This is a genomic window from Bradyrhizobium sp. SZCCHNRI1029, assembly GCF_032487555.1.
GTDB lineage: Bacteria > Pseudomonadota > Alphaproteobacteria > Rhizobiales > Xanthobacteraceae > Bradyrhizobium.
Genome location: NZ_JAUEUK010000001.1, coordinates 1071361 through 1087192, shown reverse-complemented (window position 1 = coordinate 1087192; position 15832 = coordinate 1071361). Strand labels below are relative to the sequence as shown.

16 protein-coding genes are annotated in these 15832 nt (G+C 66.3%); 15 read left to right on the top strand and 1 reads right to left on the bottom strand.

The window, feature by feature from the left end; all coding sequences use genetic code 11:
* Positions 1-3 precede the first annotated feature (3 nt).
* The 15 genes from QW861_RS05040 to QW861_RS04970 all read left to right on the top strand — a co-directional run bounded on the left by QW861_RS05040 (position 4) and on the right by QW861_RS04970 (position 15365).
* Positions 4-912 carry a MoxR family ATPase gene (locus tag QW861_RS05040; protein ID WP_315714763.1) on the top strand — a complete coding sequence of 303 codons (909 nt, stop codon included), beginning with the start codon at positions 4-6 and terminating at the stop codon, positions 910-912.
* 169 nt (positions 913-1081) lie between these two features.
* On the top strand, positions 1082-2287 hold the full coding sequence (locus tag QW861_RS05035) for a VWA domain-containing protein (RefSeq protein ID WP_316191753.1): 1206 nt from the start codon (positions 1082-1084) through the stop codon (positions 2285-2287).
* 13 nt (positions 2288-2300) lie between these two features.
* On the top strand, positions 2301-2624 hold the full coding sequence (locus tag QW861_RS05030) for an XdhC family protein (RefSeq protein WP_315750017.1): 324 nt from the start codon (positions 2301-2303) through the stop codon (positions 2622-2624).
* Between the two features lie 3 nt (positions 2625-2627).
* Positions 2628-3329, top strand: a complete 702-nt coding sequence (locus QW861_RS05025) for an XdhC family protein (protein ID WP_315714761.1) — start codon at positions 2628-2630, stop codon at positions 3327-3329.
* The gene (locus QW861_RS05020) at positions 3326-4930 is read left to right on the top strand and encodes a molybdopterin-binding/glycosyltransferase family 2 protein (RefSeq protein ID WP_316192759.1); all 1605 of its coding nucleotides are present in this window, start codon (positions 3326-3328) and stop codon (positions 4928-4930) included. The genes QW861_RS05025 and QW861_RS05020 overlap by 4 nt, the downstream gene beginning before the upstream one ends.
* Positions 4931-5100: 170 nt before the next feature.
* On the top strand, positions 5101-5505 hold the full coding sequence (locus tag QW861_RS05015) for a DUF4189 domain-containing protein (RefSeq protein WP_315749370.1): 405 nt from the start codon (positions 5101-5103) through the stop codon (positions 5503-5505).
* A gap of 124 nt (positions 5506-5629) precedes the next feature.
* The gene (locus tag QW861_RS05010) at positions 5630-6043 is read left to right on the top strand and encodes a DUF2000 family protein (protein WP_316164454.1); all 414 of its coding nucleotides are present in this window, start codon (positions 5630-5632) and stop codon (positions 6041-6043) included.
* A gap of 122 nt (positions 6044-6165) precedes the next feature.
* On the top strand, positions 6166-7191 hold the full coding sequence (adhP, locus tag QW861_RS05005) for an alcohol dehydrogenase AdhP (RefSeq protein WP_316192758.1): 1026 nt from the start codon (positions 6166-6168) through the stop codon (positions 7189-7191).
* Between the two features lie 97 nt (positions 7192-7288).
* Positions 7289-8569 carry an alpha-glucosidase/alpha-galactosidase gene (locus tag QW861_RS05000; protein WP_316192757.1) on the top strand — a complete coding sequence of 427 codons (1281 nt, stop codon included), beginning with the start codon at positions 7289-7291 and terminating at the stop codon, positions 8567-8569.
* 116 nt (positions 8570-8685) lie between these two features.
* Positions 8686-9354: a TetR/AcrR family transcriptional regulator gene (locus tag QW861_RS04995; protein ID WP_316192756.1), complete on the top strand. Its 669-nt coding sequence runs from the start codon at positions 8686-8688 to the stop codon at positions 9352-9354.
* A complete protein-coding gene (locus QW861_RS04990) occupies positions 9351-10142 on the top strand; it encodes an efflux RND transporter periplasmic adaptor subunit (RefSeq protein WP_315714754.1) in 792 nt (263 codons plus the stop codon). Before QW861_RS04995 ends, QW861_RS04990 begins: the two co-directional genes overlap by 4 nt.
* Positions 10139-11077: an ABC transporter ATP-binding protein gene (locus tag QW861_RS04985; protein ID WP_315749378.1), complete on the top strand. Its 939-nt coding sequence runs from the start codon at positions 10139-10141 to the stop codon at positions 11075-11077. The genes QW861_RS04990 and QW861_RS04985 overlap by 4 nt, the downstream gene beginning before the upstream one ends.
* Positions 11074-12231: an ABC transporter permease gene (locus tag QW861_RS04980; RefSeq protein WP_315714752.1), complete on the top strand. Its 1158-nt coding sequence runs from the start codon at positions 11074-11076 to the stop codon at positions 12229-12231. The genes QW861_RS04985 and QW861_RS04980 overlap by 4 nt, the downstream gene beginning before the upstream one ends.
* A 39-nt stretch (positions 12232-12270) precedes the next feature.
* Positions 12271-13587 (top strand): adenylate/guanylate cyclase domain-containing protein, encoded by a 1317-nt coding sequence (locus tag QW861_RS04975; protein WP_315749379.1) that lies wholly within the window; start codon positions 12271-12273, stop codon positions 13585-13587.
* Between the two features lie 92 nt (positions 13588-13679).
* Positions 13680-15365, top strand: a complete 1686-nt coding sequence (locus tag QW861_RS04970; RefSeq protein ID WP_315749381.1) for a tannase/feruloyl esterase family alpha/beta hydrolase — start codon at positions 13680-13682, stop codon at positions 15363-15365.
* A 4-nt stretch (positions 15366-15369) separates the two neighbouring features.
* On the opposite strand, the gene QW861_RS04965 is transcribed toward QW861_RS04970, so the two are convergent.
* Positions 15370-15831 carry a DUF488 domain-containing protein gene (locus QW861_RS04965; RefSeq protein ID WP_315749383.1) on the bottom strand — a complete coding sequence of 154 codons (462 nt, stop codon included), beginning with the start codon at positions 15829-15831 and terminating at the stop codon, positions 15370-15372.
* Position 15832 lies beyond the last annotated feature (1 nt).

Here is a 15832-nt window from a genome sequence, read left to right as displayed (position 1 = left end):
CCCATGAGTGCTCCGGCCCTGCCAGCATCGGTCGACGCGATGCTCGAATTGTTGTCCTCGCGCGGCTATCTGGCCGAGCGATCGCTGGCGACGGTGACCTATCTGTCGTTGCGCATGGGCCGGCCGCTGTTCCTCGAAGGCGAGGCCGGCGTCGGCAAGACCGAGATCGCCAAGGTCCTGTCGGCGGCGCTCGGCCGCAAGCTGATCCGGCTGCAGTGCTACGAGGGTCTCGACGTCGCCTCCGCCGTCTACGAATGGAATTCAGCGGCGCAGATGATCGCGATCCGGCTGGCGGAAGCGGGCGGCGAGGTCGACCGCGATCAATTGACGTCGGACATCTTCGCCGACCGCTACCTGATCAAGCGCCCGCTGCTGCAGGCGCTGGAGCCGGATGTCGCCGGCGCGCCGGTTCTGCTCATTGACGAGCTCGACCGCGCGGACGAGGCGTTCGAGGCCTATCTGCTCGAGATCCTCTCCGACTTCCAGGTCACGATCCCGGAGTTCGGCACCGTCAAGGCGCCGCATCCGCCGATCGTCATCATCACCTCGAACCGGACCCGCGAGATCCATGACGCGCTGAAGCGGCGCTGCCTGTATCACTGGGTCGATTATCCCTCCGCCGAGCGCGAGCTTGCCATCGTCAAAACCCGGCTGCCCGGCATCTCGCAGCGGCTGTCGCAGCAGATCGTGCGCTTCGTCCAGGCGCTGCGCGACCAGGACTTCTACAAGTCGCCGGGGGTCGCCGAGACGCTCGACTGGGCCACGGCGCTGACGGAGCTCGATGCGCGCTCGCTGAACGCCGAGGTCGTCGGCGACACGCTGGGCGCGCTGTTGAAATATCAGGACGACATCGCCCGCATGCAGGGCGATGCGTTGCAGAAGGCGATCAAGGACGCGACCAACGAGACGTAGTTCACGCCGGTGCCCACAATAAAGGTCGTCATTCCGGGATGCGTGCGCAGCACGCAGGCCCGGAATCCATAACCGCGATCGTGAGTATGGATTCCGGGCTCGCCCTCCGGGCGCCCCGGAATGACGAGCTCAATTTGAGGCGTGAGCGAAGCGGACGAGGGATCAGAACGTGCCCACAAGCATCAATCACCTCGCGCCGCCAACCGGCGGCATCGCCGACAACATTGCGGGCTTCGCGCGGGCCTTGCGCGCCGCCGGCCTTCCCGTCGGGCCGGGCGCCGTGATCGACGCGATGACCGCCCTCGAGGTCATCGACATCGGCAAGCGCGCGGACGTCTTCACCACGCTGGAATCGATCTTCGTCAAGCGCCACGAGCATGCGCTGATCTTCTCTCAGGCCTTCGACCTGTTCTTCCGTCCCGCCGAGGAGTGGAAGTCGATGCTGGATTCGGTGCCGCTGCCGGATCACGCCAAAAAGAAGCCGCCGCCGGCGTCGCGCCGGGTCCAGGAGGCGATGTCGCAGCCGCAGACCCATGAGGAGCCGAAGGCGCAGGAGCAGGACCTGCGGCTCGCGGTGTCCGACCGCGAGGTGCTGCAGAAGAAGGACTTTGCGCAGATGAGCGCGGCGGAGATCGCCGAGGTCGCGCGCGCCATCGCCAAGATGCGGCTCCCGCAGGCCGAGCTGAAGACCCGCCGCCACACCGCCGATCCGCGCGGCCATCGCATCGACATGCGCAAGACGCTGCGCCAGGCGCTGCGCACCGAGGGCGAGATCATCAACTTCCATCGCCTGGGGAGAATCGAGAAGCCGGCACCGATCGTGGCGCTGCTCGACATCTCCGGCTCGATGAGCGAGTACACCCGCCTGTTCCTGCATTTTCTGCATGCCATCACCGATGCGCGCAAGCGCGTCTCGGTGTTCCTGTTCGGCACGAGGCTGACCAACGTGACCCGGGCGCTGCGCCAGCGCGATCCCGACGAGGCGCTGGCGAGCTGCTCGGCCAATGTCGAGGACTGGGCCGGCGGGACCCGGATCGCCACCTCGCTGCAGACCTTCAACAAGCAGTGGGCGCGCCGCGTGCTCGGGCAGGGCGCGATCGTGCTGTTGATCTCCGACGGGCTGGAGCGCGAGGCCGACAGCAAGCTTGCCTTCGAGATGGACCGGCTGCACCGCTCCTGCCGCCGGCTGATCTGGCTCAATCCGCTGCTGCGCTATTCCGGCTTCGAGGCGAAGGCGCAGGGCATCAAAACCATGCTGCCCCACGTTGACGAATTCCGCCCGGTACATAACTTGACTTCGATCGAGACGCTGATCTCGGCGCTGTCGTCGCCGCTGCCGCCGCACCAGCGCAGCGCGATCCGGCCCGCCGCCTGAGAGGGAGATGACCATGCTCAACCGCGACGAAGACATCCTCAGGGCCGCCGAGGACTGGCACAAATCCGGTCACGGCGTGGCCCTCGCCACGGTGGTCGAGACCTGGGGCTCGGCCCCGCGCCCGGTCGGCTCCAACCTCGTGATCAACGATGAGGGCACCTTCCTGGGCTCGGTGTCCGGCGGCTGTGTCGAGGGCGCCGTCGTCACCGAGGCGCTGGACGTCATCTCCAGCGGCCAGCCCAAGATGCTGGAGTTCGGCGTCGCCGACGAGACGGCCTGGAATGTCGGGCTGTCCTGCGGCGGCACCATCCGCGTGTTCGTCGAGAAGGTGGGTTGATCCATGCAGCCCGCAACGCTGGCCGAACTGAACGCCGAGCGTGCCGCGCGCCGCCCGGCGATTCTCGTCACGGACGTCGGCTCCGGCGCGCAGCGCCTGGTCAGGGCCGCCGCCATCGCCAACGATCCGCTGCGCAACGAGCTGTCGACCCATCTGCGTATGGGCAAGAGCGGCATGGTCGAGGTGGACGGCAAGCGGCTGTTCCTGAACGTCTACGCGCCGACGGCCAAGCTCGTGATCGTCGGCGCCGTCCATATCAGCCAGGCGTTGGCGCCGATCGCCAAGTCGCTGGGCTATGACGTCACCGTCGTCGATCCGCGCACGGCTTTCGCCAGCCCCGAGCGCTTCCCTGACGTGCCGCTGATCGCCGAATGGCCCGACGTGGCGCTGCCCCCGCTCAACGTCGATCACTACACCGCCTTTGTCGCGCTGACGCATGATCCGAAGATCGACGATCCGGCGCTGCTGCACGCCTTCTCGCGCGACTGCTTCTATATCGGCGCGCTCGGCTCGCGGAAGACGCACGCCAAGCGCGGTGATCGGCTGCGCGCGCAGGGCGCCAGCGATGCCGACATTGCCCGCATCCATGCGCCGATCGGGCTCGCCATCGGCGCGGTGTCGCCGTCGGAGATCGCGGTCTCGATCATGGCCGAGATCACCGCCACGTTGCGGCTGCCGGCCAAGGAGAAAGAGCAGGCGGCATGAAGTTCGGTCCTGCCAGTCCAGCCGAGGCGATCGGCGGGGTGACGGTGCACACCCTGCGCAAAGGATCATTGGTGCTGAAGAAGGGCACGCTGATCGGTCCCGCGGAGGTCGAGGCGCTGGTCCGGGAAGGCGTCAAGGAGATCGTCGTCGTCCGGCTCGAGGCCGGCGACGTCTCCGAGGACGAGGCGGCCGCCGACGTCGCCAAGGTCGTCGCCGGCGCGGGCATTCACGTCGATCGCGCCTTCACCGGGCGCGCCAATCTGTTCGCGGCGCAGGCCGGCGTGCTGATGATCGACCGCGCCGCGGTCGAGCGCATCAACGGCGTCGACGAGGCCATCACCTTTGCGACCCTGCCGGCGTTCAAGCCGGTGGTCGAAGGCGAGATGGTCGGCACCGTCAAGCTGATCCCGTTCGGCGTCGAAGGCCGCCTGCGCGATGCCGCCGTCGCGGCGGCGGGCAGGGGCGCGCTCAGCATCGCCTCCTATGTGATCAAGCGCGTCGGCGTGGTCTCGACGCTTCTTCCGGGGCTCGCACCCAAGGTCATCGACAAGACGCTGCGCGTCACCGCAGAGCGGCTCGCACCGGCCGGCGCCACCATCATCGCCGAGCGCCGCGTGCCGCATGAGCAGGCCGCGCTGGCTGCTGCGATCAGGGAGCTGCTGGCGCTGGGCGCCGAGCTCGTCATCGTGTTCGGCGCGTCCGCCATCGCCGACCGCCGCGACGTCATTCCAGCCGCAATCACCGGCATTGGCGGTGCCATCGAGCATTTCGGCATGCCGGTCGATCCCGGCAATCTGCTCTTGATCGGCAATGCCGGCGGTGTGCCGGTGCTCGGCGCGCCCGGCTGCGCCCGTTCGCCGGCGGAGAACGGTTTTGACTGGGTGCTGATGCGGCTGCTCGCCGGCATCAAGGTCAGCCGCGCCGAGCTCACGGCCATGGGTGTGGGTGGCCTCCTCATGGAGATCGTGACGCGGCCGCAGCCGCGCGCCACGCCGGAGGCCGAGGGCGAACGCAAGGTCGCCGCCGTCGTGCTCGCCGCCGGACGCTCGACCCGCATGGGTGGACCGAACAAGCTGCTGGCTGAACTCGACGGCAAGAAGTTGGTACGCATCGTGACCGAGCAGGCGCTGGCCTCCAAGGCCGGTGAGGTCATCGTCGTCACCGGTCATCAGGCCGAGCTGGTCGAACAGGCGCTGTCCGACCTCAACGTCCGCTTCGTCCGCAACCCGGATTTCGCCGGCGGCCTCGCCAGCTCGGTGAAATCGGGCATTGCCGCGGTGCCTGAGGGCATCGATGGCGCAGTGGTGTGCCTGGGTGACATGCCGATGGTGTCCTCGGATCTGCTCGACCGCCTGATCGGCGCGTTCGCGCCCGATCGCGGCAATTTGATCGTGGTGCCTGTGTCCGAGGGACGCCGCGGCAACCCCGTGCTGTGGTCGCGCCGCTTCTTCGCCGAGCTGATGACGCTGGACGGCGATGTCGGCGCGCGGCACCTGATCGCCAAGCACACCGAGGCTGTCGCCGAGGTGCCGGTCGACGGTGACAGTGCATTTCTCGACATCGACACGCCGCAGGCGCTGGAAGCCGCGCGGCGCGGTTGAAGCCCGTCGCCCGCATGAGCGTAAGCGACATGCGGAACGCCGTGCGTGAGAGCACGCATGTCGACTACGCTCGTGCGGGCTACGACTTCCCTCCGACTCAACCTCTCATTCACCAAGTTTCAACGACCCCCGGCTAGATTTGCCGACATTGGGCCTCGGGGGAGGAGAGAGTGATCATTTCGACCGCCGCGCGACGTTTCGCGCTGTTTGCATTTGGATTGACCGTGATCGTTGGTGCCGCGCGCATCGCAGACACCAGCGCTATCAGCCCGGCGCATGCGGCCGGCGCGTTCGCCATTGGCCAGTGCGCCGCCTATGGCCAGGCGTTCGACTATCCGGCGGAGCATCTCGCCAAGGCCGCGGCGCTCAAGCAGTGCAAGGGCGACTGCACCGCGGTGACGATGAAGAAGGCCTGCGCGGCGTTCGCGGTCGATCTCACCAATCCCTGCGGCGCCCACGGCTATGCTGTTCGGCCGACGATCTCGACCTCGCTCAACGAAGCGACCCGGGAATGCTACAAATATGGCGGCAAGGAATGCGTCATCCGCGCCTGGGTCTGCGACGCCAAGGGTTGATTCAAGTCTGATGATCTCAGCGGCTCCGCTGCCGTGGTTCCGCGTCCGCTTTCATTTCGATGCTTCACCCTGAGAACGGCTCGGCTATTCTCGGGGTTCGATGACATCGAACCCTGGAAGTGGCATGCAATTCGACACCAAGATCGCGCTGATCATCCGCAACGATCTCGAGGCCTGGCAGAAGCTCAACGTCGCGGCGTTTCTTTCCAGCGGCATCGCCGCGGCATTTCCCGAATGCATCGGCGCACCTTATGAGGACGGCTCGGCAACCCTGTATCACGCGTTGATCGGACAGCCGATCCTGATCTACGGCGCGCCGGATCGTGCCGCGCTGGCGCGTGCTCTGGATCGGGCGCTGTCGCGCAGCGTGAAGCCGGCGCTCTACACCGAGGACATGTTCAAGACCACGCATGACGAGGCCAACCGTGATGTCGTGAAGGCGGTGGCGCGCACCGATCTCAATCTGGTGGGATTGGCGTTTCGTGCGGAGCGCAAGGTGGTCGACAAGGTCGTCGACGGACTCAAATTTCACGCCTGACAGCCATGGGCACATTGCACTGTCATCAAACTGTTATTTCATGCAGCGGCGCGGCTTGATGCCGATCAAGCCCGGAATACGCCGACGTCGTTAGTTTGCGCCGCGACATGAGGAGCAGACAGATGCAGACCATGAAAGCCGCCGTCGTCAAAGCCTTCGGCAAGCCGCTCGACATCGAGGACGTTCCGATTCCTGTGCCGGGACCCGGCGAGCTTCTGGTCAGGGTGAAGGCGTGCGGCGTCTGCCACACCGACCTTCACGCCGCCTCCGGCGATTGGCCGGTGAAGCCGGTGCCGCCATTCATCCCAGGACACGAGGCGGCCGGGATGGTCGCGGCGCTCGGGCCCGGGGTCACCGACTTCAAGGTCGGCGACGCCGTGGGCGTGGCGTGGCTGCACGATGCCTGCCTGCGCTGCGAGTATTGCGAGACCGGCTGGGAGACCTTGTGCGAGCACCAGCACAACACCGGCTACAGCGTGAATGGCGGCTTTGCCGAATACGTGATCGCATCCGCGGCGTTCGCTGCGCGTCTGCCGGCCAATGTGGATTTCGCCAGGATCGCCCCGATCCTCTGCGCCGGCGTCACCACCTACAAGGGTTTGAAGGAGACCGACGCGCGGCCGGGCGAGTGGGTGGTGGTCTCCGGCGTCGGCGGCCTCGGTCATGTTGCAATCCAGTATGCGAAGGCGATGGGGCTGAAGGCGATCGGTCTCGACATCGCCGAGGACAAGCTGAAACTCGCGCTGCAGGCCGGCGCCGAACATGCCGTCAACGCGCTCGACAAGGATGCCGTGGCGCAGGTGATCGCAATCACCGGCGGCGGCGCGCATGGCGTGCTGGTCACCGCGGTGTCGACGCCGGCTTTTGCCCAGGCGCTGCACATGGTCCGCCGCAAGGGGACGGTCAGCCTCGTCGGCTTGCCGCCGGGCGAATTCCCGACACCGATCTTCGATGTCGTGCTGAAGCGCATCACCGTGCGCGGCTCGATCGTCGGCACCAGGCGTGATCTCGACGAAGCCATCGCGTTCGCCGCGGACGGCAAGGTGACGGCCGAGGTGACCACGGCGCCATTGTCGGAGATCAACACCGTCTTCGACCGCATGAAGGCCGGCAAGATCGACGGTCGCGTGGTGCTCGACTTCGGCTGATCGCAAGACCGATCGACGGCGCCGCCGTGCCGAACATTGGGGCGGCGGTTTGATCTGGATCAGGAATGAAGACGCGCGGCGCTGGCACAAATTGCTCATGGCAGCCGTCACCAAGATCGTCTTCCTCGGCGCGAGCAGCGCGTCCTTTGGACTCAGCGTGTTCCGGGACCTGTTCTCGACGCACGATCTCGCGGGTTCGACGCTCGTGCTGGTCGGCCGCGACCCGACCCGGCTTGCCCGGTCGGAAGCACTGGCCCGGCTGCTCAACGACCTCTCCGGCGCCGGCCTTAAGATCGAAGCGACCACGGATTGGCGCGCGGCGCTCGACGGCGCCGGCTTCGTGATCCATGCCACCGCGATCGACCGCAACCGCCTGTGGAAGCTCGATTTCGAGGTGCCGCGCAAATACGGCATCCGTCACACGCTGGGCGAGAATGGCGGGCCGGGCGCATTGTTCTTCACGCTCCGCACCTTGCCGGTCGTATTCGACTTCGTGCGCGAGATGGAGCGGCGCTGTCCGGACGCGCTGTTCATCAACTTCTCCAATCCCGAGAGCCGCATCATCCTCGCGCTGGGGCTTCACAGCCGCCTCGCGCATATCGGCCTGTGCCACGGCATCTTCATCGCGCGCAGCCAGGTGGCTTCCATTCTGGGACTGGCCGAGGAGCGCGTGAACGTGTGGGGCGCCGGGCTCAACCATTTCCAATGTCTCATGCAGATCCGGGATCGCGACACCGGGGCCGATCTCTATCCACTGCTCCGCGAAAAGGCTGGGAGCCACGACCCCAAGGTCGCGCCGCTGACGCGGGCGCTGTTGCGCGACTTCGGCTTCTGGCTGGGCTGCGGCGACAGCCATGTCGGCGAGTATCTCGCCTATGGCTGGGAAGCGGGCGAGAGCGGGTACGACTTCGCCTGGGACGAGGCGGAGCGGGCCAAGCTGATCCGGCAGATCGACGAGGTCCTGGCGGGCAAAGCCGGCATGCCGGACTGGTGGCGAATGCCGTCCGGAGAGCGCGCGGTCACCGTGATCGGCTCGGTGCTGCACGATCGGAAGCAGGTCATCGAGTCCGGCGTCGTTCTGAACCGTCACGTCATTCCCAACCTGGCTGCCGAGGCCGCCGTCGAAGTGCCCGTTGTCGCCGATCGCGTCGGTATCCATCCGGTGTCGCTGGGCCCGCTTCCAGATGCAGTCGCCAAGCTGATGTCGGTCCAGGTTCAGGTTCAGCAACTGGCGGTGCAGGCGGCCATGACCGCCTCCAAGGCTCTCGCGCTGCAGGCGCTGCTCATCGATCCCGTCGTCAACTCGGCGGCCGCCGCGCGCCAGATCGTGGACGAGCTCTGGGAGGTCAATCGGCCTTACATCAGGTCCTGCGCGTGATCGCGCCGACTTCGTCTGACGAGGGGGCCGCGCGCGGTCGGGTAGGGCTCCTGACCCGCGCCGACGGATCTGCGAGGCCTCTTTACAATGACTGACTAGTCAGTCATAATCGTTCCATGTCGAAGCCGTCGAAATTGTCCGAGCGCGGAGTTCAGGCCGTCAAGCCGGCGGGAGCTGGCGCGTCGCGCCGGGCGGATCGCTCCGCAGAGCGCCGCGCGGCGATCGTGCAGGCGGCGATGGACGAGTTCATCGCCCGAGGCTTCGCGGCGACCCGGCTGGACGACGTCGCCAAGCGGGCCGGGGTCGCCAAGGGGACGATCTATCTGCACTTCAAGGACAAGGAATCGATGTTCGAGGAATTGATCCGGACCGCGATCGTGCCCTTCGTCGGCCGTCTTGCGGCGCCGCCGCCGGCCGGCGGCTCGGTGCGCGACATGGTCGAGGCGTTGGCGCGCATGTTCCTGCAGGAGGTCGCCGGCACCCGACGGGCCGATCTCGTCCGGCTCATCATCGCGGAAGGGCCGCGCTTTCCGGCCATTGCCGATTTCTATTATCGCGAGGTCGTCTCCCGCGGTCTCGCGGCCATGCGCGCGCTGATCCAGTTGGCGATCACGCGCGGCGAGATCCGCGAGCCCAAGCTGGTGCAACACCCGCAATTGATGATCGCGCCAATGATGGTCGCGGTGCTGTGGAAGAGCCTGTTCGAGCGACATGCGCCGCTCGACGCCGAAGCGATGCTGCAGACCCATCTCGATCTGATCTTTGGCACAAGGAGGCCGACATGAGCCTGCTGCATTGCCTCGCCGTGCTGGTCACGGCCTTCACGTTCAACGCCTGCAAGGAGACGCGCGATCCCGGCTATCAAGGCTGGGTCGAGGCCGACATGATCTTCGTCAGCCCGGACGAAGCGGGTCGGATCACGAAGCTGAACGTGCATGAGGGCGACGTGGTCAAGGTCGGCGATCCGCTCTATTCGGTCGACGACGATCTGCAGCAGGCCGATCTCAACCAGACCAAGGCGACGCTGGCCAACGCGCAGCAGACCTATGACCGCGCCGCGGCCCTGAGCAAGACGGGCGCGGGGACACAGGCGACGCTCGACTCCGCCGTTTCGGCGCTGCGCGTCGCCGAGGCCCATCTCGTGACCTCGCAGACGCGGCTGGCACGGCGCAAGGGCGTGGCACCGGTCGCGGGCACTATCCAGCAGATCTACTTCCGCGAGGGCGAGATGGTCGCGGCGCAACGGCCAGTGCTGTCGATCATGCCGCCGGGCAACATGAAGCTGCGCTTCTACGTGCCCGAGCCTGATCTGCCGAAGCTCGCGATCGGTGACGAGGTCCGCGTCACCTGCGACAACTGTGCTGATGATCTGACGGCCAGAATCTATTTCCTCGCGACCTCGGCGGAATACACGCCGCCGGTGATCTACAGCCTCGATGAGCGCAACAAGCTCGTCTATCTGATCCAGGCGCGGCCGTCGCGGCCGGATGCGCTGCGCGTCGGCCAGCCGGTGAGCATCTATCCGCATTCCAGGACGCCTGATCCGAAGACCCCGGTGGCGGACAAGCAATGAACGGAACGGGTCCCGCCGAGATCGCGATCGACGTCCAGGGATTGACCAAGTCCTTCGACGGCCGCGAGGTCGTGCATGATCTGTCGATGCAGGTGAAGCGCGGCTCGATCTACGGCTTTCTCGGCCCGAACGGCTCGGGCAAGACCACGACCATCCGGATGCTGTGCGGCCTGCTGACACCCGACGGCGGCGAGGGCACCTGCCTCGGTTTCGACATCCGTCGCGACGCCGACAAGATCAAGCGCCGGGTGGGCTACATGACGCAGCGCTTCAGCCTCTATCAGGACCTCTCGGTGCGGGAGAACCTCGAATTCGTGGCGCGCCTCTATGGCATGTCCGATCCGCGCCGGGCCGCGCGCGACATGGTGCAGCGGCTCGGGCTTGCCGGCCGCGAGCGGCAGCTCGCCGGCGAGTTGTCGGGCGGCTGGAAGCAGCGGCTGGCGCTCGGGGCCTGCACCCTGCCGAATCCGCAACTGCTGCTGCTCGACGAGCCCACCGCCGGCGTCGATCCCAAGGCGCGGCGCGACTTCTGGAACGAGATCCATGCGCTCGCCGGCGAAGGGCTGACCGTGCTGGTCTCGACCCACTACATGGACGAGGCCGAGCGCTGTCACGAGATCGCCTATATCGCCTATGGTCATCTGCTGGTGCACGGCACCGTCTCGGAGGTGATCGCGCAATCGGCGCTCACCACGTATACGGTGAGCGGCGACGATCTGCGCGAGCTCGCGGCGGACCTCACCGGCAAGCCGGGGGTCGACATGGTGGCGCCGTTCGGCACCAGCCTGCACGTGTCCGGCCGCGACCGCGACGCGCTGGACGCTGCGATCGCGCCCTGGCGCGACAAGGCTGATCTGCACTGGCAGCCCGCCGCGCCCTCGCTCGAGGACGTCTTCATCGACCTGATGAACCGTTCACGGGACAATTTCCAATGAGCGACGCAGCCGTCCATCACGCGTCTTCCGAGCCGCGCTTCGGCTTCTGGCGGCGCACCTACGCGATGCTGGTCAAGGAGTTCATCCAGCTCAAGCGCGACCGGGTCTCGTTTGCGATGATCGTGATGATCCCGGTGATGCAACTGATGTTGTTCGGCTACGCGATCAACACCACGCCGCATCATCTGCCGGCGGCGGTGCTGCTGCAGGAGGACAGCGATCTCGGCCGCTCGATCCTGAAGGCGATGGAGAACACCGCCTATTTCCGCTTCACCCGGGAGGTCAGCAGCGTCGCCGAGTTCGACGATCTCCTGCTGTCCGGCAAGGTCCTGTTCGGCGTCGAGATCCCGCGTGGCTTCGAGCGCGCGGTCCGCCGCGGCGACCGGCCGGCCTTGCTCGTCGCGGCCGACGCGACCGATCCGGTCGCGGCGTCATCGGCGCTGTCCTCGCTCGGCATGATCGTGCAGACCGCGCTCGCGCACGATCTCTACACCGGCAATCCCGTCACGACGCCGTTCGAGATCAGGGCCCACGCGCGCTACAACCCGGCGGCCTCGTCGCGGCTCAACATCGTGCCGGGCCTCGTCGGCACCATCCTGACCATGACCATGCTGATCTTCACCGCGCTCTCGGTGACGCGCGAGATCGAGCGCGGCACGATGGAGAGCCTGCTGTCGATGCCGATCAAGCCGGTCGAGGTCATGCTCGGCAAGATCATCCCCTATGTGATGGTCGGCTTCCTGCAGGCGACGATCATCATCGGCATCGGCGTCCTGCTGTTCGGCGTTCCGATCATGGGCAACCTGCTGCTCTTGGCGCTGCTGTCGACGCTGTTCATCGCGACCAACCTCTCGATCGGCTACACCTTCTCGACCCTGGCGCAGAACCAGCTGCAGGCAATGCAGCTCTCGATGATGTTCTTCCTGCCGAGCATCCTGTTGTCTGGATTCATGTTTCCCTTTCTCGGCATGCCGCAATGGGCGCAAGTGCTCGGTGAATGCCTGCCGCTGACGCACTATCTGCGGATCGTCCGCGCCATCATGCTGAAGGGCTCGACGCTCCAGAACCTGCAGCATGATACGATCGCCCTGTTCGGCCTCATGCTGTTCGCCATGACGGTCGCCGTCCTGCGCTTCCGCCGCACCCTCGATTGAGGCACAATGGCGGCCGGGAGCAGGAACGGCTGAGGCAAGATGCAGATCGTGGGAGGAGCAGGACAGGCGAACGAAGCGCCGGCCGGAGCGCCGGCCGAGTTCGACCAGGCGCTGATGCGTCAGACGTTGAACACCGAGCTGCTGCGGGTGAGGGCGCTGATCGCCACTGCGGCTCTGTTTCTCGTGATATCGGTGCTGGTCGAAATCTTCGAGCCCAAGATCTCGGAGTGGATCTGGCCGACCCGAACCGGGGTCCTCTACGTCTACGCGATCATCGTCGCATTCATCAGCTTCCAGACTCTCATCCTGTTCAGGATCAAGGCGGACATCCGCCACGGCCGGGACGTGCCGGTGATCTGGCGCTATGTCAGCGCCCTGGTCGAGACCTCGCTGCCAACGTTCGTCCTCATCCTGCAGATCGAGGGCATCGGCCACGACAAGGCGCTGGGCTTCGGCGCGCCGCTGGTCTATTTCATCTTCATCGTTCTCTCGACGCTTCGTCTCGATTTCTGGCTGTCGAGCTTCACCGGTCTGGTTGCTGCGGTGGAGCTGCTGGTGGTGGCGCTGTTCGACCGGCCTTCGATCGATCTCAGCCAGAATCCGGAGATCTATTATCACGGTGAGCGCAGCTTCATCATCCTGTTGTGCGGGATGCTCGCCGGTGCCGTCAGCGTGCAGCTGCGACGCCAGTTCGCGGCGAGCATCGAGGCCGCGTCGGCGCGCGACCGCGTCACGGATTTGTTTGGCCAGCACGTCTCGCCCCAGGTCGTCGAGCGCCTGATGAAGGAGGGGACGGCGGAGGCGCGCGACATCCACGAGGTCGCGGTGATGTTCGTCGACTTCCGCGGCTTCACCGCGGCGGCGCGGTCGAAGACGCCGCAGCAGGTTGTCGATCGTCTCGACGGAGCGTTCGCGGTGCTGGTGGAGATCCTCGAGCGTCATGGCGGCATCGTCAACAAATTCCTCGGCGATGGCTTCCTGGCGCTGTTCGGCGCGCCGTTCGAGGCGCGCGATGCCGCCGTGCAGGCGGTCATGGCTGCGCGCGAGATGGTGGCAGCGATGGAGCGCGTCAACGCATCGTCATCCTGGCAGCTCAGGATCGGGATCGGCATACATCTGGGCGAGGTGGTCGCCGGCAGCATCGGCTCGCCGCGGCGCAAAGAGTATACCGTCATCGGTGACACCGTGAACTTCGCCTCGCGGCTCGAGGCGCTGAACAAGGAGTTCGATTCGCAACTCCTGATCTCGAGCGAGGTGCGGCAGGCGGCCGGCGACGGGGCGCGCGACGCCGTCTTCCACGGCGCGGTGTCAGTGCGTGGCTACGACCGGCCGTTCGAGATCTGGCAATTGCACTGACGCAGGCGATACGGCGCGCGATGTCGGAGATTTACATTGGCTGGCCTCCGCGTTTAACTGCCCCCAACGAGAAGCATCATCAGGGGGAATGCATGATCCGAACCGGGGCGTCGTTTTTGGCCGCAGCAGGGATCTTGTGCGCAGCCGGGCTGGAGGCGGTGCGGGCTGAGGATGTTGCCTGCAGCAAGGTGACGGCCGAGGCGTTGAAGATCCCCGGGCTGACCTTGACGGGATCGAAGCTGCAGGAGGCCGCCGACGGGCTGCCGCGGCATTGCATTCTCTCCGGCAAGGTCAATGAGCGCACCGGCGTCGATGGCCATGCCTATGCGATCCAGTTCGAGATCAGGCTGCCGGAGACCTGGAACGGCCGCTTCCTGCATCAGGTCAATGGCGGCAATGACGGCGTGGTGGTGCCGGCGCTCGGCGACAAGGCCGACGGTCTCGTCGGTGGCGGTGTGACGCCGCTCGGCCGCGGCTTTGCCGTGCTGTCGTCGGACAGTGGCCACTCCGGCAACGATCCCGCCAACAAGCCGCGCGGGCTTGCGTCCGGCTCAGCCTTCGGGCTCGATCCGCAGGCGCGCCGCGACTACGGCTATTCGGCCGACATCACGCTGGCGCCGATCGCGAAGGCGATCATCTCGGCGCATTACGGCAGGAAGCCGGACTATTCCTACATCGCCGGCTGTTCCAATGGCGGCCGCCACACCATGGTGGCTGCCGAGCGCATGCCCGAGCAGTATGACGGCTTCCTGGTCGGCAATCCCGGCTTCAACCTGCCGCGCGCTGCCGTGCAGCACGCCTGGGACGTGCAGGCGCTGACCAAGGCCGACGTCGACATCCGCAAGTCGATCACGCGGGAGGATGCCAAGCTGATCGCTTCCAAGATCACGGAGGTCTGCGACGGGCTCGACGGCGCCAAGGACGGCCTCACGGCCAACCTGAAAGCCTGCCAGAAGGCGTTCAGTTTCGACAGCCTGCGCTGCGCCGCTGGGGCAACCGAAGCCTGCCTGCCGGCCGCCAAGGTCGATGCCTTGAAGAAAGTCTTCGCGGGCCCCCACAATTCCAAGGGCGAGCCGCTGTATTCCGACTGGCCGGCGGATGGTGGCGTCGGCACCGGCAACTGGCGCGCCTGGAAGGTCGAAAGCCCGGTGGCGCCGTGGAACAACCTTCCGATCATTGCCACCATGGGCGGCGCCTCGCTCAACTACATCTTCTCGACGCCGCCGGTCGAGATCGAAGGCTCGCCCGACAAGCTCGTCGAGAAGCTGCAGACCTACGACTTCGACAAGGACGCACCGAAGATCTACGCCAAGGAAGGCCCCTTCACGGAGTCGGCGATGGACTTCATGGCTCCGCCCGCGGTCGATCACCCGACTTTGCCGGCGTTCCAGAACGGTGCCCGCAAGATGCTGATCTACCACGGCCAGGCTGATCCGGTGTTCTCAATCAACGACACGATCCGCTGGTATGAGAAGCTCAACGCCAACGTCCAGGGCAAGGCCGACGGTTTCGCGCGGCTGTTTGCGCTGCCCGGCGAGACCCATTGCGGCGGCGGCGTCACGCTGGAGAAGTTCGATGCGCTGGGCGCGCTGATGGACTGGGTCGAGAAGGGCAAGGCGCCGGAGGCGATCACGGCCTCGGTCAATGCGGCCAACAAGGAGCTCCCATCGACATGGAGCCCGCAGCGGACGCGGCCGCTGTGCCCGTGGCCGAAATTCGCCAAATATGTCGGCGGCGACGTCGAGCAGGCGTCATCCTTCACCTGCGCGGCGGAGTGAAACGTCAGACCTGCGGCGCGATCAGATTCTCGACTCGGACATGGTCGCGCTCCTCGATGATCTCGGCGATCCATTGCCGGTGGCAATGAGCGTGGTCGCGCTCGTAGCAGAGCAGGCAGACGGGACCGGCGCTCTTCACGAGCGAGGCCAGCTCGTCCATCTGCTCCTTCGCCTGCGGCGTCTTCAGATGCGCGCTGTAGATCTTGTGCAGCGTGTCGTAGTGGCCGCTGCGGGCCGCCTCGCGGCCTTCCTTCGGCGTGCCGAGCCCGCGCAGGTGCACATAGCCGATGCCTCGCTCGTCGAGCCCGGCCGCAAGCTGGCTCTTGGAGAAGCCCGGTCGGCGCGAGGCCGCCACCGCGCGCACATCGACCAGCAGCTTGACGCCGGCGGCCTGCAACTCATCGAGCACGGCCTTGGCCGGCGTGTGCTCATAGCCGATGGTGAACAGGGTCTTGCTCTTGGCCATC

What these genes read in the sequence shown, in the direction of transcription:
- QW861_RS04995 (WP_316192756.1), top strand. Translation starts at nt 8,686, where the DNA reads ATGTCGAAGCCGTCGAAATTGTCCGAGCGCGGAGTTCAGGCCGTCAAG.
- QW861_RS04965 (WP_315749383.1), bottom strand. Translation starts at nt 15,831, where the DNA reads ATGGCCAAGAGCAAGACCCTGTTCACCATCGGCTATGAGCACACGCCG.
- QW861_RS05030 (WP_315750017.1), top strand. Translation starts at nt 2,301, where the DNA reads ATGCTCAACCGCGACGAAGACATCCTCAGGGCCGCCGAGGACTGGCAC.
- QW861_RS05020 (WP_316192759.1), top strand. Translation starts at nt 3,326, where the DNA reads ATGAAGTTCGGTCCTGCCAGTCCAGCCGAGGCGATCGGCGGGGTGACG.
- QW861_RS05040 (WP_315714763.1), top strand. Translation starts at nt 4, where the DNA reads ATGAGTGCTCCGGCCCTGCCAGCATCGGTCGACGCGATGCTCGAATTG.
- QW861_RS05000 (WP_316192757.1), top strand. Translation starts at nt 7,289, where the DNA reads ATGGCAGCCGTCACCAAGATCGTCTTCCTCGGCGCGAGCAGCGCGTCC.
- adhP (WP_316192758.1), top strand. Translation starts at nt 6,166, where the DNA reads ATGCAGACCATGAAAGCCGCCGTCGTCAAAGCCTTCGGCAAGCCGCTC.
- QW861_RS04975 (WP_315749379.1), top strand. Translation starts at nt 12,271, where the DNA reads ATGCAGATCGTGGGAGGAGCAGGACAGGCGAACGAAGCGCCGGCCGGA.
- QW861_RS04980 (WP_315714752.1), top strand. Translation starts at nt 11,074, where the DNA reads ATGAGCGACGCAGCCGTCCATCACGCGTCTTCCGAGCCGCGCTTCGGC.
- QW861_RS05025 (WP_315714761.1), top strand. Translation starts at nt 2,628, where the DNA reads ATGCAGCCCGCAACGCTGGCCGAACTGAACGCCGAGCGTGCCGCGCGC.
- QW861_RS04985 (WP_315749378.1), top strand. Translation starts at nt 10,139, where the DNA reads ATGAACGGAACGGGTCCCGCCGAGATCGCGATCGACGTCCAGGGATTG.
- QW861_RS05010 (WP_316164454.1), top strand. Translation starts at nt 5,630, where the DNA reads ATGCAATTCGACACCAAGATCGCGCTGATCATCCGCAACGATCTCGAG.
- QW861_RS04990 (WP_315714754.1), top strand. Translation starts at nt 9,351, where the DNA reads ATGAGCCTGCTGCATTGCCTCGCCGTGCTGGTCACGGCCTTCACGTTC.
- QW861_RS04970 (WP_315749381.1), top strand. Translation starts at nt 13,680, where the DNA reads ATGATCCGAACCGGGGCGTCGTTTTTGGCCGCAGCAGGGATCTTGTGC.